The sequence below is a fragment of the Nostoc sp. UHCC 0870 genome, assembly GCF_022063185.1.
GTDB lineage: Bacteria > Cyanobacteriota > Cyanobacteriia > Cyanobacteriales > Nostocaceae > Trichormus.
The window spans coordinates 5180501-5196703 of record NZ_CP091913.1 but is presented as its reverse complement, the minus strand read 5'-3'; the positions used below and the strand labels follow the sequence as shown (position 1 = coordinate 5196703).

General features: G+C 41.6%; 12 protein-coding genes and 1 riboswitch. Of the genes, 6 read left to right on the top strand and 6 right to left on the bottom strand.

Annotated elements, in window-relative coordinates; translation table 11 throughout:
- Positions 1-32: 32 nt before the first annotated feature.
- Positions 33-1163 carry a DNA replication/repair protein RecF gene (gene recF / locus L6494_RS21950; RefSeq protein ID WP_237989868.1) on the bottom strand — a complete coding sequence of 377 codons (1131 nt, stop codon included), beginning with the start codon at positions 1161-1163 and terminating at the stop codon, positions 33-35.
- A gap of 130 nt (positions 1164-1293) precedes the next feature.
- Positions 1294-4188, bottom strand: coding sequence for a cation-translocating P-type ATPase (locus L6494_RS21945; protein ID WP_237989867.1), 2895 nt, complete (start codon positions 4186-4188; stop codon positions 1294-1296).
- 401 nt (positions 4189-4589) lie between these two features.
- Between L6494_RS21945 and L6494_RS21940 the strand changes: the two genes are divergently transcribed.
- Complete coding sequence (locus tag L6494_RS21940; protein WP_237989866.1) at positions 4590-6260, top strand: transglutaminase domain-containing protein; 1671 nt, start codon at positions 4590-4592, stop codon at positions 6258-6260.
- A 134-nt stretch (positions 6261-6394) separates the two neighbouring features.
- Here the strand turns inward: L6494_RS21940 and L6494_RS21935 are convergent, their stop codons facing one another.
- On the bottom strand, positions 6395-7594 hold the full coding sequence (locus tag L6494_RS21935; protein ID WP_237989865.1) for a sensor histidine kinase: 1200 nt from the start codon (positions 7592-7594) through the stop codon (positions 6395-6397).
- A gap of 304 nt (positions 7595-7898) precedes the next feature.
- Positions 7899-8087, top strand: a riboswitch (cyclic di-AMP (ydaO/yuaA leader).
- 97 nt (positions 8088-8184) lie between these two features.
- On the opposite strand from L6494_RS21935, the gene ntrB reads away from it, so the two are divergent.
- The 5 genes from ntrB (at position 8185) to L6494_RS21910 (ending at position 14064) form a co-directional block, all read left to right on the top strand.
- Positions 8185-9036, top strand: a complete 852-nt coding sequence (gene ntrB, locus L6494_RS21930) for a nitrate ABC transporter permease (RefSeq protein WP_237989864.1) — start codon at positions 8185-8187, stop codon at positions 9034-9036.
- A 91-nt stretch (positions 9037-9127) separates the two neighbouring features.
- Positions 9128-10570 (top strand): ABC transporter substrate-binding protein, encoded by a 1443-nt coding sequence (locus tag L6494_RS21925; RefSeq protein WP_237989863.1) that lies wholly within the window; start codon positions 9128-9130, stop codon positions 10568-10570.
- 107 nt (positions 10571-10677) lie between these two features.
- Positions 10678-11514 carry an ABC transporter ATP-binding protein gene (locus tag L6494_RS21920; protein WP_237989862.1) on the top strand — a complete coding sequence of 279 codons (837 nt, stop codon included), beginning with the start codon at positions 10678-10680 and terminating at the stop codon, positions 11512-11514.
- A 161-nt stretch (positions 11515-11675) separates the two neighbouring features.
- On the top strand, positions 11676-13187 hold the full coding sequence (locus L6494_RS21915; protein WP_237989861.1) for a transposase: 1512 nt from the start codon (positions 11676-11678) through the stop codon (positions 13185-13187).
- 232 nt (positions 13188-13419) lie between these two features.
- The gene (locus L6494_RS21910) at positions 13420-14064 is read left to right on the top strand and encodes a universal stress protein (RefSeq protein WP_237996213.1); all 645 of its coding nucleotides are present in this window, start codon (positions 13420-13422) and stop codon (positions 14062-14064) included.
- Between the two features lie 60 nt (positions 14065-14124).
- Here the strand turns inward: L6494_RS21910 and L6494_RS21905 are convergent, their stop codons facing one another.
- The 3 genes from L6494_RS21905 to L6494_RS21895 form a co-directional block, all read right to left on the bottom strand.
- The gene (locus tag L6494_RS21905) at positions 14125-15102 is read right to left on the bottom strand and encodes a carbohydrate kinase family protein (protein ID WP_237989860.1); all 978 of its coding nucleotides are present in this window, start codon (positions 15100-15102) and stop codon (positions 14125-14127) included.
- Between the two features lie 141 nt (positions 15103-15243).
- On the bottom strand, positions 15244-15546 hold the full coding sequence (locus L6494_RS21900) for a DUF6464 family protein (RefSeq protein ID WP_237996211.1): 303 nt from the start codon (positions 15544-15546) through the stop codon (positions 15244-15246).
- A 375-nt stretch (positions 15547-15921) separates the two neighbouring features.
- Positions 15922-16197 (bottom strand): hypothetical protein, encoded by a 276-nt coding sequence (locus L6494_RS21895; protein ID WP_237996209.1) that lies wholly within the window; start codon positions 16195-16197, stop codon positions 15922-15924.
- Positions 16198-16203 lie beyond the last annotated feature (6 nt).

Here is a 16203-nt window from a genome sequence, read left to right as displayed (position 1 = left end):
AACTTTTTTTTTCCTGATAAACATAGCTTAATTTATGAGATCACATTTGTTGATAATATTTTTCCTGCTTGTACACACATAACTTGAGAAGAATTTAACCACTGAGAGTCAAAAGAACTCAAATGAGTGGTAGTGATTAAGGTTTGAAAGCGGTCTTGAATCGCATCAAGCAATTGATTTTGGCGAGAAGGATCTAGTTCAGCTAGAACATCATCAAGTAAAAGTAATGGTGGTTCTTTGATAACTTCTTCAATAAGTTGCAATTCTGCTAGTTTTAATGCTAGTACAAGTGTGCGCTGCTGACCCTGAGAACCGTATTGACGAGCCGGAGTTTGATTGATTGTTAATTCTACTTCATCACGATGAGGGCCTACCAGGGTAGTATTTCGGTGTAGTTCAGCAACGGCGCGTTGTTGTATTTTGGTTAAAAAAGCTTGCTGTACTTCTTCGGGATGGGTTTGGATTAGGGGGACATTAGGGGCGTATGTAATTTGTAAAACTTCTGTACTACCACTAATGCTAGAGTGCCAAGCAGCCGCCAGGGGAGCAAGTCTTTGTAGAGCGCGATCGCGTCTTCTAATTACCCTTGTCCCTGTGATGGCTAATTGTGCATCCCAAAGGGCGAGTTCTGAGTTGTGAGTGCTGGGTGCTGAGTCTTGTAACTTTTTTAATAGGGCGTTACGTTGGCGCAACACATGGTTATATTGCTGCAAAATGTGAGCATAAACCGGTTCTAACTGAATTAGGAGCGTATCTAACCAGTTGCGCCGGACTTCAGGACTACCACGGACTAATTCTAAATCCAAGCTAGAAAACTGGACGGCATTGAGTACGCCCAGAAAGTCCATTTGTCGCCGCAACGTCTCCCCATTTAACGCCACACTCCGGCGACCGTTGCGACGGAAAGTTAAACTTAGGTCACTCACGCCATTTTGACGTTCGACGGTGGCATTAATTTTAGCTACTGGTTCACCTTCTTGGACAAAATCGCGATCGCGTCCCATCCGATGCGATCGCAATGTTGCCAATAACTCCACTGCTTCTAACAAATTAGACTTTCCCTGGGCGTTATTACCTACCAAAATTGTTTTAGCAGCAGTAAATTCTACTTCTTGGTCTTGGTAGTTGCGAAAATGCCGGAGTTGTAGAGTTTTTAGGTACATAATCAGGAATTGGGAATAGGGCAGAAAACAGTCAAAAGTCAAAAGTTAAAAAATTATTTCTTGTCTCCTTTACCCCTCTGCTTCCTTCCTGTCACCTGTCACCTGTCACCTGTCACCTATTCCCCCTCTTCTACACAGTCTTTTTGCCCATAAAGCGGAAGAAGAGTTTCTCCATTTCAATCCAGACAAACATTAAAGCACTGAAACCAAAACAAATTGCCAACTCTGTAGGTGGTAGCCATTGAGTGCCAAAGAATGCTCGCAGGGGTGGAACATAAACCAGCATTAGTTGCAAAATCGTGGTGACAATTACTGCCCCTAATACAAATAGATTAGAGAAGGGATTTATCTCTATGGTTAGGCGATTATTTGAGCGAATGGCTATAGCATGACCCATCTGAGCTAAACATAAAGTAGTGAATACCATTGTTTTCCAACGCTCAGGATCAAGTCCTCCCTCTGTGTAGGCTTGAGCATGATGGTATGCCCACTGCATCAAAATAATTGTGATGATGGCGAAAACAATCCCAATCCGAATCATATACGAACCCAAACCCCTAGAAAAAATACTTTCACGGGGACTGAAGGGGGGACGTTTCATTACATCTGGTTCTGCTGGTTCTACTGCTAAGGCTAAAGCAGGTAAACCGTCTGTCACCAAGTTCATCCACAAAATTTGTAACGGTGTCAATGGAACACCACCCAACCCTAAAAGCGGGGCAGAGGCAATAGTGAGAACTTCCCCAATGTTACTGCCGAGGATGTATTTAATAAAACGGCGGATGTTGGTGTAAACCACCCTACCTTCCTTAGTGGCGGCAACGATGGTAGCAAAGTTATCATCCAGTAGCACCATATCACTGGCTTCTTTACTGACATCAGTACCAGTGATACCCATCGCAATCCCGATATCAGCTTGTTTTAAAGCGGGGGCATCGTTCACACCATCCCCTGTCATGGCGACAAATCTGCCCCGGCGTTGCAGTGCTTGCACAATCCGCAGTTTATGTTCTGGGGCTACCCGTGCATAAATGCTTACTAGGTCAACTTGTTCTTCTAGTTCCTGGTCGCTCATGCGTTGCAATTCTTGACCAGTGAGAACTCTGTCACCTTCTTGAGCAATACCTAAATCCGTGGCGATCGCGCGTGCAGTTAGTTGATGGTCGCCAGTAATCATCACTGGACGAATCCCAGCTTCCCGGCACTCTTGGACTGCGGCTCTCACCTCTGGACGGGGTGCATCTAGCATTCCCACTAAGCCCAACCACACCAAGTTCTGCTCTGAGGTTTCATCAGTACCTTCTGGCGGCACTTCTCCCAAGGGTTTGTAGGCAAAACCTAACACCCTGAGACCTTTACTTGCCATTTGGTCATTTTGAGCCAAAATTTGACTACGTTGCTCTTCGCTAATGGCTGCTGAGTTGGTACTTACATAAATCTCACTGCAACGCGCCAAGATTAATTCTGGTGAACCTTTGGTAAACATGATGTAAGGTTCACCATTGATCAACCCGGCAAGTTTTGGATCAACATCTGTAAAAGACTGTTCCCCTGTGTCTACGTTCTCCACCTGAGTAATTACACTCATGCGCTTGCGTTCTGAGGTAAAAGGAAATTCGCGCACACGGGGTAATTTACTATGCCATTGGTCTTTTTCAATCCCCACTTTCCCCGCCAAGGTGACTAAAGCTCCCTCTGTGGGGTCGCCTAAAATCGCCCATTCCCCTTGTTCTTTTTGCAGCACCGAGTCATTACAAACAGCACAAGCAACTAGTAAAGCTGGGATTTCAGGATATTCATCGGGAACAACGGCATAATCTGCTTCACCATCTAAGTAAAAATCACCCACAGGAGTATAACCTTCTCCTGTCACCCGAAAGTTAGTGAGATTGGTGTAAATTGATTGCACCACCATTTTATTCTGAGTCAGTGTCCCGGTTTTATCAGAACAAATAGTGGTGACAGAACCCAAAGTTTCCACCGCCGGCAATTTGCGAATTAAGGCATGGTGGCGGATCATGCGCTGAGTTCCTAGTGCCAATGTCACGGTAATCACAGCTGGTAGACCTTCCGGCACAACAGCCACCGCCATACTCAAAGAAACTTCCAACAAGTCTTGTAAATTGCTGAAGCCTCTAGCTTGAATAATACCGCCGATCACAACGATCGCTACCAGCACTAAAGAACCCGTCACCAGCACATTACCTAGCTGGGTCATCCGTTGCTGTAAGGGGGTCGGTTCACTCTCCACCGACTGCAACATCACAGCAATTTTACCCAGTTCGGTAGTCATGCCAGTATTAGTTACTAGCACCTTCCCGCGCCCTTGGACAACTTCCGTACCTTGAAAAACTAGATTAATGCGATCGCCTAAAGATGTTTCTTCTGGTAGTTGTATCGTGGCTTGTTTATTAACAGCTTCGGCTTCGCCAGTCAGTGCAGACTCTCGCACCTGTAAATTTGCTTGTTCAATTAAGCGTCCATCGGCGGATATCTGCACCCCAGCTTCAACCAGCATCACATCCCCTGGGACTACATCCTTGGCTGCAACATCCAGCAGTTTGCCATTGCGGATAACTCGCACTAAGGGAGAAGCCATTTTTTTCAGTGCTGCGAGGGCTTTTTCCGCACGGCTTTCTTGGACGTATCCCAAAATACCATTAAGAATCACAATCGCTAAAATAGCGATCGTATCTTTAAATGGCACTTCTCCAGGCTTGAGCTGATCAGTTTGCCAAGCTATAAAATCTAGAAACCCAGAAATGAAAGCCACCGCAATCAGCATCAACAACATAATATTCTTGAACTGATCGAGCAAAATTTCCCAGGCGTTGCGGCCTCCATGTTCTTCTAGTTCATTGGGGCCATATTTTTGCAACCTCTGTTCAATTTCTTCGGTTGTTAAGCCACTGTCTGGATGACTATCAAGCAGTTCTAGTGCTTTATCAACTTCCAAACTATGCCAAATGGCAACACCTTCTCCTGACGGAGATGCTGGGCGAACAGGCAGAGAATTAGCAGACATTGTGTAAGTCACAGGAAATGGTTACAGAATTCGATCATAATTTAGTGATGGCAAGAAAACCATCTACTAAAGTTACATTACAACTATTGCCAAGCTGTATAAGTATGATATTGGATTCTCAGCAAGGATTAATTTTTTCGTGAGCAACATATGTATTATTCCCTAGGTAAGAGTTTTTTAGACAACATTTTAACCCATAATGATGACCGACCTAAATGATGAAGGTGACAGGTGACAGGTGACAGGTGACAGGGATTAACTTTTTTTTCCCAATCCCCAATCCCCAATCCCCAATCCCCAATCCCCAATCCCCAATCCCCAATCCCCAATCCCCAATCCCCAATTAAAGATATGCCACAATTAATATTAGGTGTGCTAAACCGTTGACAAATATGCTTAATATGAGTTTTGCACCCACTAGTTTGACAGCTAGCCAAATGTTTGGGCAAAGAACAATTCGACCATTGACTGCTGCCACATTATGTGGTATTGCGTTTCTCCAAGATAGACTGATTGCGATTGACACGATTAAAGGGCATTTATTAGAAATTGACCCTAATACCGATAACAGTAGAATTCTCAATCCTCACCAAACCGAAGAATTTAGTGAGGTGACAGGTTTAGCTGTCTGGGAAGATACTCTGTGGGTAACTCGTGGTAACGGTGTTTATGTATCCAAACTTCCGTCTTTGGCTTTAGAGCATTTTGCTACATTGCCCTATACTGCCGATGGTGTCGCTGTTTGGGATTCCACAGTCTATATTAGTTGCCAAAAACTCGGCTATATCTTGATTTATGACCGTGATAGTCGCAAAGAAATTACTAGATTCTATACTCCTGGGGTTGGGGTAGAGAATTTAACAGTCAATAGAGAAACCCTGTGGATTTGCGATCGCACTGAACAAACAGTTTACTCTATGGATCGGGCAACTGGGGAAGTTAGATTTAGCGTCTTAACCCCATTTGATTCGCCTACAGGCATAGCAGTACATCTAGACACTCAAACGGGCAAGGAAAGCATTTTTGTCGCCTATGCTTCGGAAGAGCCTTACATTCGGGATAATCCTAATGCTGATCCTAATCATGAATTAACATACCGCGATCGCACTTTTATTCACCCCCTGTATTATCATTACGACCCAGAGAAAAAATACGCTCTCTCTAATGGCTATCTAATTGAAATGTCCTATGTTGAGGAAATAGCCCCTTTAGAAGAGGTGCATATACCTGATGTGGAATGGCGTATTGCCCTCCCCTCAGAAACCGAACGCCAAAAGGTCAAGCATATCGAACCCATTGGTATCCCCTTCACAGAAGAGATTATTGATGGACAACGGGTAGCTTTATTCAAATTTGATTCCCTCGCTCCTGGGGAACGTCACATATTTGGTTGGAAAGCACAAGTAGAAGTGCGGGGAATTAAGTATCGCATCACACCTAAAGATGTGGAAAATATTCCCGAAGTATCACCAGAACTGCAAACTCGCTATCTGGTGGATAATGATGATTTAGCAATGGATACTCCCATTGTCCGACGTTCTGCCCGTGATGCTATTGGTTCAGAAACAAATCTGCTGCGGAAAATGTACAGCATCCGCAACTACGTTTATGATGAATTATCCTATGGCATCAAACCCTACATTGATACACCAGATATTGTTTTAGAAAGGGGTGTAGGTTCTTGTGGCGAGTATGTGGGTGTGTTGCTGGCACTGTGTCGTTTGAATGGCATTCCTTGCCGCACCGTTGGTAGGTATAAATGCCCTCCCCATAGCGAACACCAAGGAGTTCCCCTACAACCAGATTTTAATCATGTGTGGTTAGAGTTCTACATACCGGGTATGGGCTGGTTACCAATGGAATCTAATCCCGATGATTTGGGTAATAACGGCCCTTATCCCACTCGCTTTTTCATGGGCTTATGCTGGTATCATATTGAAATTGGCAAAGGCATCTCTTTTGAGACGTTAAGCAGCCAAGGTAAGAGGTTAACCAAAGATGATATCCCTCTAGGTGACTTAGCGATTAATCATATTCGCTTTACAATTCTTCAAGAATTACCACCTTTATAAATGAGTAATGAGTAATGAGTAATGAGTAATGAGTAATGAGTAATGAGTAATGAGTAATGAGTAATGAGTAATGAGTAATGAGTAATGAGTAATGAGTAATGAGTAATGAGTAATGAGTAAATACCCATTACTTATTACCTCAATTCTTTTCTCAAATCTAAAGGTAAAATCACGGTGAAAGTAGAACCAGTCCCTAGTTGAGAGACTAGGCTAATTTCACCTTTTAATAGTTTGACTAACCGCGCTACTATTGCTAAACCTAAGCCAGTGCTTTCGGGAAGATAGGGACGTTCTTTAGAACTAACGCGAAAATAAGGTTCAAATATCTGGATTTGGTCTTTTGGCTCAATACCAATACCAGTATCAGAAACTGCGATCGCCCACTTCTCATGATCCAGCATCTGACACAGTATACTTATACTGCCTGAGTCTGTGTAGCGAATCGCATTACTAACAAGATTTGTGACAACTTGTTGTAATTGAAAGCCATCTGTGAATACTTCTGAAGATATACTTTCACAATCAACCAGGATTCGTAAATTCTTCTCCGCCGCTAAAGGCTCTAACATCTCACAGACATTGTTGATCAATTCCCGTATATTAATAGATGCTAATTCCAATTGGAGTTGACCGGCTTCATAGCGTGAAAGTTCTAATACATTATTAATTAAACGCAGTAAGTGTCTACCATTGCGTAGTACACGTTCAATATGTTCTACATTGGCGTAGCTATCTTTTCTCGGAATCTCTCTTTGTTGCTGCCGTAAAAATAAATCTGAGTAACCGATAATAGATGTTAAAGGGTGTTTGAGTTCATGGGCTAGTTGTGAAAGTTTTTCTTGATTAATATTAATTAAACGTGTTAATTCTTCATTGTGGAGAGTAAGAGAAGTTTGCAAATGTTCTAATTCACGCAAGCGTTCTTTAACATAACTATGAAAACACCGAGCGATCGCTTCATCAATCACCGCATCAATTAACCGCATATAACGAATAATTTCTGTTGGTGTTGCCTGTACTAAATCGCCTTCTACAGTGTCAAATATAACTGTTCTTAGTAGACGATATTCGCGGGCAATTTCGGACGGATCAAACCCTTGTTCCGCGCGTAGTATACCATGCTGCCAACTAGCAGTCACTATTGATTTAATATCACCCTCTTGAGAAGGTGACAGCACTTTTACCATCGCCTGAAAAACTTCAGGAATATGATCTTTAATTGCTCTGTAGGATAAATCATCAGCACTTTCTATATGCTGATCATTCCTAACTGCTAAAACCCATTTTTCGATGATATTGTGAGTATTTTCAGCCAGTAATTGACTAAAATCCATGCTTTTAAATTCACCGAGTAAATAGAGGAACTAAATTATCTATGTCATTAGTTTAGCGATTACAGTGACGTTTATCGAAACTATTGCCAAGTTTCACCTATCGGATGACATATATTTACCTGTTATTAACTTTATTGTGTGCCGCAACACAAAAAAAATCAATAAAGTGTAATTTTGTGCTTTGACCCTATACTATACGCTAAAACAGCATTTAATATTGGTATTATAATAAGAAAAATTTATCAGGTTGAAGTTGTTTTTATTGGATCAATAATGTTATCTTGATCAAGATTACTATCTATTAAAAGTAAGTCAGCCTAATCCAACAGATCACAGTATGTAATGTTGGAGCGGAGGAACCAAGTTTTTGGGGCGTATCTTGTAGAGAGTAGCAAGTTCAGAACTCAGAACTCAGAACTTAAAACTCTTATGAGAAGGGCAACTCTCAGCCCTAGCCCGTCAGCTAACTTCGTAGGCATTGGGAGGAGACTGAAGAGACAGCATTTTTTAATGTTTTGCTCTCATCAGTGTCCGTGGCTGGTACTGCTCAGTTTTTTGTACCTGCACTTAACTCTGTTGAGGTTGCCTGAATGATATTGCAATTAAATTTAGCAGCGATCGCATCTGTTGCGAGTCGAGCTGTTTGGAAAAAGACTAAACCTGTAATTTTGAGGGATGTATTCCTATTACCTATCATGGGTTTTTTAGGAATTATCTTGCTGTGGTGGGTTGTAGCACTCATGAACCACGAGTTAATGCCTACACCACCTGAAGCATTCGTGGCTAACTTAGACTACATACTTCATCCATTCTATCAAAGAGGCCCAGGTAATTTAGGGATTGGTTGGTTATTGATAGCCAGCCTAAGACGGGTACTGATAGGTTTTTTATTAGGTGCAGTAGTAGCTATACCTTTAGGCTTTTTGATTGGGATGTCTAGACCAGCCATGCTAGCACTTAATCCCATTATTCAAATTTTCAAACCAGTATCACCCTTAGCTTGGCTACCCATAGCTTTAGCTATCTTCAACTTAGCAGAGCCTTCAGCCATTTTCGTAATTTTCATCACCTCCCTATGGCCGACCATTATTAATACAGCCCTAGGAGTAGCCAGCGTTCCCAAAGATTATTTAGACGTTGCAAAAGTCCTAGAAATCCCTCATTGGCGGCGAATTATCAAAATTATTTGGCCTGCTAGTTTACCCTACATTTTTACAGGCTTACGAATCAGCTTAGGAATTGCGTGGCTTGTCATAGTTGCAGTAGAAATGCTCACCGGCGGAGTAGGTATAGGCTTCTTTGTCTGGGATGAATGGAGTCGTTTAAACCTCAGTTCAGTCTTCCTAGCCGTTTTCGTCATTGGCTTAACTGGACTCATCCTAGATTTCGCCGTCAGCAAATTGCAAGAACTAGCCACCCATCGCCCCATAACTTCTAAATAAAACTCTCATTTTTAATACACTTCCAGACGCAGCCTCTCTCTCTGCGTCTGGAGCGTCTGGAGCGTGAGCTAATCACACCATTGAACTCAACATGAGCAACTATAACTGGACAAGACGAGACTTTATTAAAGGCATAGGAGCAACCACAGCCGGAATCACCTTATCCGCCTGTGCTATATCAGGAGACAGATCAGCCAAAGGCTTGACAGAAGAAGCTTTAGCGATCAAACCACTAGTTAAATCTGATGACCTAGAAAAACCGGATCTAATTGTCGGATACGTTCCCGTTAATGATTGTGCGCCATTTGCGATCGCCTGGAAAAAAGGCTTATTTCGCAAGTATGGTTTAAACGTCCAACTCAACCGCGAAGCAAGCTGGGCTACCTCCCGCGACGGTTTAATCTTTGGTCGTCTAGATGCTTCACCTGTAGTCTCTGGTGCAGTCACCAACGCCCGCATAGGTGCAGAAGGCGCACGCCATGCCCCCCTATGTGCAGCCATGACCATTCACAGCCACGGTAACGCCATGACCATGAATAAGGCCATGTGGGATTTTGGCTTACGTCCCTGGTACGAGTATCAACAACAATATGGCGATGGGGCATTAGCAGCCTTCGGCAAAGATTTTCGTGGCTACTTTCAAAAACAACCAGCAGAAAACAAAGTCTGGGCAGTAGTTTTGAGTTCATCGATTTATGAATACTTCGTCCGCTATATCTCTGCGGCTGCTGGTGTCGATCCCCTAAAAGAGTTTCGTGTCATCATTGTTTCACCCCCGCAGATGCTAACAAACGTGCGAATTGGGGCAATGCAAGCCTACATGGTAGCAGAACCCTGGAACACCAGAGCCATTACAGGTAATGAAAATATCGGCTTCACCTTCGCCCAAGGCAAAGAAGTCTGGTTAGGACACCCAGATAGGTTACTAGGGGTGATGGAATCTTTCATTGACAAATATCCCAAAACCTATCGTTCTTTAGTCAAAGCCATGATAGAAGCCTGTCAGTATTGCAGCAAGCCTGAAAATCGTCAAGAAGTCGCCGAACTCATGACAGACCGTTCCTTTACAGGTGCAACACCAAAAAAACAGAATGCACCAATTACCAAATTGACCGCACCCGGAATTATCGGCAATTACAACTATGGTGGGTTTGATGGCAAAGACCGCACCATCAACGCCGCAGACACCACGATTTTCTATGATATTCCTGACAACCTACCCAAAGAACCAGGCGAACACTCAACATTCTTATGGAGATCCAGAAGTATCTGGTTAATGACTCAAGCCGCCCGTTGGGGACAGATCAAAGAATTTCCCAAAAATGCTGACAAACTAGCAGCACAAGGCTGGAGAACAGACTTATATCGAGAGATAGCCAGTGAAATGGGCATTGAATGTCCTAAACAAGACTATAAAGTTGAATCATCAGAAGTATTCATCGATAAAAAAAGCTTTGATCCTAGCGATCCAATTGGCTATTTAAATAGCTTTGAAATTAGAACTAACGCCCCCACAAATTTCTTCATGTCTTAAATTTCTCTCTGTGCCTCTGTGACTCTGTGGTGAAAAATGCTAGTTACTCTTCCTCTTATTTCAGCACCCAGTAAAGTAAAAACTTGCAATTATTAGGAGTATGTCAAATGAAATATATACCATTGTCAGTTGATACTCACGAAAAAGCTAACTTTCCCACAAACTTTTTACAAATCGAAAATTTAGTCAAGTCTTATCCGACACAGGATAAAGGTAACTTTGTAGTTCTTAATGAAGTTAATTTAAGCATCGGTGAAAATGAATTTATTTCTGTAATTGGACATTCTGGTTGCGGCAAATCAACTTTGTTAAAAATTGTAGCGGGGTTAGAGAAAGCAACCTCTGGCTCAGTCAGGCTTGACGGTAAAGAAATTCGCCAGCCAGGTGCTGAAAGAATGATGATATTTCAAAATTATTCTTTGTTACCTTGGTTAACAGTTCGAGACAATATTCGTCTAGCTGTAGATGAAGTATTAAAAAATGCTAATCGGGCTGAAAAAATTAGCATTGTGAACAAACACTTGGCAATGGTAAACTTAACGGCGGCAGCAGAGAAGTATCCTGATGAAATTTCTGGAGGGATGAAACAAAGAGTAGGCATTGCGAGAGCTTTAGCTATACGTCCAAAAATGTTACTCATGGATGAACCTTTTGGCGCATTAGATGCGTTAACTAAAGGTAAATTGCAAAAGCAAGTATTAGATATTTGGGAAAATAATCGCCAAGCCGTCATGATGATTACCCACGATGTTGATGAGGCTATTTATATGTCCGATCGCATCGTCTTAATGACCAATGGGCCAGCAGCTACAATTGGTGAAATATTAGAAGTCCCCTTTCCCCATCCACGGGATAGAACTGCTATACGAAACTCAAAAGAATATTTTGAACTTCGTAATCATGCCTTAAACTTTCTTGATAAATATTTTACTCAGGAAGAGTGAAGTGGACTATGATTTTTGTAGTGGGTGGCCTAATTCAAATTCAGTCAAAATAGATTTGAAGCGGAGAAACCAAATCATGGGGCGTATCTTATAGAGAGTAGCAACTTCAGGGTGTGACTAAGTAGGAGAATATTGTTAGCAATAAAGGAGGTGATTAAATAGTGGCTAAGAGTAAAACTCCATCTTTTGTAAATACAATTCCTTTATTGGTTGATAGCAAGCAAGAATCAGAGTTACTAGCTCGTTTTCAAGCAAGTAGACAGCTATATAATGCTTGCCTAAATGAAGCAATGACTAGGATGGAGTTAGTAAAAAAATCTGATTTTTACCAAGCAGCTAAAAAGCTGTCTAGAGAACAAAAGAAACAACGTTCTACCATGTTCTCTGAAGCTAGAAAGTTGTATAGATATTCAGATTATGAATTGCAAGCTTATGCCACTAATGTGAGCAATAAATCAAAGTGGATTGCTGACAAAATAGACTCGAATACTCAACAGACAATAGCTACTCGCGCTTTTAGAACAAGCGAAAAAGTTTTGTTTGGACTAGCTAAAAAAGTCAGGTTTAAAACCCCTAACCGATTCAGGTCTGTTGAAGGCAAGTCCAATAAACAAGGCTTACGCTGGAAAGATAATCAATTAGTCTGGGGAAAAATTAAACTCAATCCTATTATCGATGAATCTAATCCAGTAATACAACATGGGTTATATTCACCTGTTAAGTATGTTCGCCTTTTGTGGAAAGAGATTAATGGTAAACGTCGCTGGTTTGTACAGTTAATTCATGAAGGAGTTCCATACCAAAAGCCACAAAACTATATTATTGATGGCGTTGTTGGACTGGATGTTAATATCTCCAATATTGCTTTTGTAGCGGATAATCACGCTGGATTACTACCCTTTGCTGATAAAGTTCCTAGTTTCCAGAAGGAGATAACGCGACTACAAAGAAAAATGCAACGTTTCCAACGTAGCTTTAATTCTGATAATTATGAGCCAGATTTTATAGCTAAGAAGGGACGTAAAATAGTTGTTACAAAAGGTAAAGTAAAAAAAGGTAGTCGCAAGTGGAACAAGTCTAATATCTACAAAAAGATTGCTCAAAAAAAACGTGAATTAGAAAGACTAAAGGGTGCTTATGCCAAGTCTCAAAACCGTAAATTAGTCAATGAGATTTTAAGGTATGGCAATATCATAAAAACCGAGAAAGTATCGATAAAAGGTTGGCAGAAGCGATATGGTAAGGCGATTTTAAGCAAGTCACCTGGATTTGTACAATCTGAATTGAAACGCAAAGCTGAAAATGCTGGTGGTCAATTCATAACTTTTTCTACCCAGAAAACTGCACTCTCTCAAACTCATTTAGATGGTAGCCGTGTCAAAAAATCGCTATCCCAAAGAGTTCATAGAGATGTGACAGGAATTGTTATGCACCGTGATATTTTCAGTGCATTTCTGAGTAGATATGTTAATGAGGATGATACGTTGTCATTGCGGGATGCTGTGAATCAGTATCCGGGGTTGGAGTTAATCTTAAGATCGGCATGGCAGCAATATCAAACAAACTGCGAACAAGTAAGCGCGTCTGAAAGTAGGCTATCTCATTTATCCTCAGAGCAGTTCGATCTAAAGGGCAAAAGCGTTAACCAGATAGTGAAAAGCGCGAAAAGTTAGCGTGAACTTTGCCTGAATCCACCAACTTCTAGTTCGTGGAATGGCTCAACTTCCAGTCTTAGCCCGTCAGCTAACTCCGTCGGCAATGGAAGGAACTTCCAAAACTTTGGCTGTATACCAGTTGTTCTTGGAGATTCCTAGCGAATAAGGCTTTATCTATTCGTTTCTACCCTGCTTCTCATTCATTGTTTAGTTAAATTTAGGAGAAGTCAAAACTGTGAACATCAAGCCAATGTTAGCACGCTTACAAAGCGCGATGGGTCGAGATGACTTAATCGAACAAATTCTATTATTGCCAGAAGCAAAACAAGCTGTTTATGAGCAATGTCAACTAGCTAAATCAGTTAATTTAATTGTTGCTTATGATGGTTCTCCTAATAGTCATACTGCACTAGATATAGCTTTTTGGATTGCATATCAAACACGGTTAGCAACTAATCAAGAAGTCATAGTGCAAGCTGTTTATGTATTAGAAGAAAGTCATGATAGTCAAAATAATAATAGATTGCAACTGGTCGATAAATTACCAAAATTAGAATGTCCTATTGGTGAATTATCCAAATCTAGCACATCTGTATTAACTCAACCGAAACTTCAGGGAATTGCATCACATCTACAACAAAAGACGCTAAATTCCCTCCATGAAGCCGATAGAATTCTTTGGCAAGCTAGAAGTTTAGCTGAAGAATGGCAAGGTTCTTTTAAATCACATTTGCGCTTTGGTGGAGTTAGCACAGAACTAAGAACAGTGGTGGAAAATGAATCTGCTGATATCTTATTTTTGGGATGTAAATCTGTTTACCATCCCCTTATTAAACAGCTACATTCTAATTTTCCCTGTGCTGTTGTAGGTATTCCTAATTGCATAGATGAATAATGGCATGGGAATTGGGAATTGGGCAGTAAATATTTCTCCCCAATCCCCAGTTCCCAGTCCCTATCCCTGATGGTCAGCTAGAAAAGATTCGACTTCAGCTGGGGTGGGTTGAGAAGCGATCGCACCTGGTTTAATGGTAGTCAACGCACCTACAGCACTAGCATAAGCAATCATGCTTTTAGCGGTGTCTGCATTACTGAGGCTATGGAGGCCATTTTGACTTAGTTGGTGGATGAATCCTGCTAAAAAGCTATCTCCTGCACCAGTGGTATCAGTGACAGCAACATCAAAAGCAGGTAGCTTACCTTCATTTTCACCCAAGCAATAGGCACAACCATGTTCACCATCTGTCACCAGTACCCCTTCAATCGAACCTAGGCGGTAAGTGATAGCACCTGGATCTGCGGTGTCAAATAACCATTCCGCCTCTTCTTTGGAGAGTTTGAGAAAATCGACACGTTTGAATATAGCTTGAATTTTTTGCCGTGCAATATTTTCATCTTGCCAAAAGACTGGCCGCCAGTTGACATCTAGCACAATTTTTAAATCATACTGTTCTGCCAGTTCTAGAGCGCGATTAATTGCCTTTTCGCTGTCAGGGTAAGCTAGTTCTAAAGTACCTAAAACTAGAAACTCTGCATCTTGAAACAGCGACTCTGGCAATTGTTTGGCTTGTAAGCGAGTATCGGCAAATTCTGAGGTGTCATATTTACCAAAGCCTGCAAAATTGCGATCGCCTGTCATATCCCGCACCACATAAACTTGGCGCGTTGGCGCAGTAGAATGACGCTGTACACCCCTTGTATCTACACCTACTTCTTGTAATAGCTTGACTAGTTCATTACCTGGCTCATCTTCTCCAACACATCCAATAAATGCGGTGGGAGTTCCCAACTTGACTAAAGCACAGGCTACATTAGCTGGCGCACCACCAGGGTAGGGAGTCCAGGATTGCACTTCTTCTAGCTTTAGCCCTAACTGATCAGCTAAACAATCGAATAGAATTTCACCGAGGCACAAAACACGGGGATTACTCATCTCATTTTAGTCTTTCAAGGGGACTGTTCATCTCATCTGATTTCATTTTAAATTTTTGTTGATTTTTTATTGGTATTTGAGGCTCATTCACCTCTAATTTTCTATTTTTATGAGAAAAATAATAAGTTTAATTTTATTCAACTAGTCTTTAGGTTCATAATATCGGCAGCTTTCACAGGGGCCGTTGGGGTTAATAGCACAACGGAGATAGCCGGAACGAGCATTAAATTTGCAGCTGATGTCACCAATTAAAAAGCCTACTCCCTCTAGGTAATAGCGATCGCCTGTCACTGGTCTGAGATTTTGCTGTATCCTGGCTCTAGAAGCATTAATGGCCGCTTGTTGCAACCGTAAACGTATCCGCCACTGAGTTTTACGGATCACCCATAGGGAAAACAGGGAGGGAAACAAACCAATGGTAATTAGCAAAAGTGTTTTGAACACCTTGTCTCCACCTCTTTGATTAGGGACTTCCAAATACAAAAATATCCCAAATTTTCTGGTGGGATGGGTGTCCCCACCCTTCCCAGATTCCGGGCGCACCTCACAAGATGGATAATTTATTTCTAGGAAATCCCATATTTTGAGCGATATCGCCCTTGTTTCCTGCATCCTTTTGTTTCTAAAATATCCCAAAAGAAAGTCTCAGAGATACTTTATAAAGTAAAGCTTAAATTGTAGGGTGCGTTAAAGCAACGCGTAACGCACCGTGTGATTATGGTGCGTTACGGCAATTTATACTGTCGCTCATACTCAAATCATCACACTGCCGTAACACACCCTACTTAATATTTACTTTATAAATAGGCTCTCAGCAAGTCAAGATTGCCAAGGTGAGGGAATTGGAGTTGTGGAAATGACTTGATTTGCCATCAACTTGATTGCAGTTCTACCACAACTAGGACAAGGAACATCTAGAGTTTGTGATGATATTCCTTCCACCTCACTTAATAAACCTTGTTTACAGTGCCAACACTCAAAAATGATGCGATGAACTGGTTCATTGCAGTCCAGTATTTTAACGTGTTGAAAATTCCTGATTTCGTTGTCTTGGTTTCTTGGTTTGTAGGGTTTCTTAATTTCTCTTACTTCCATCATTTT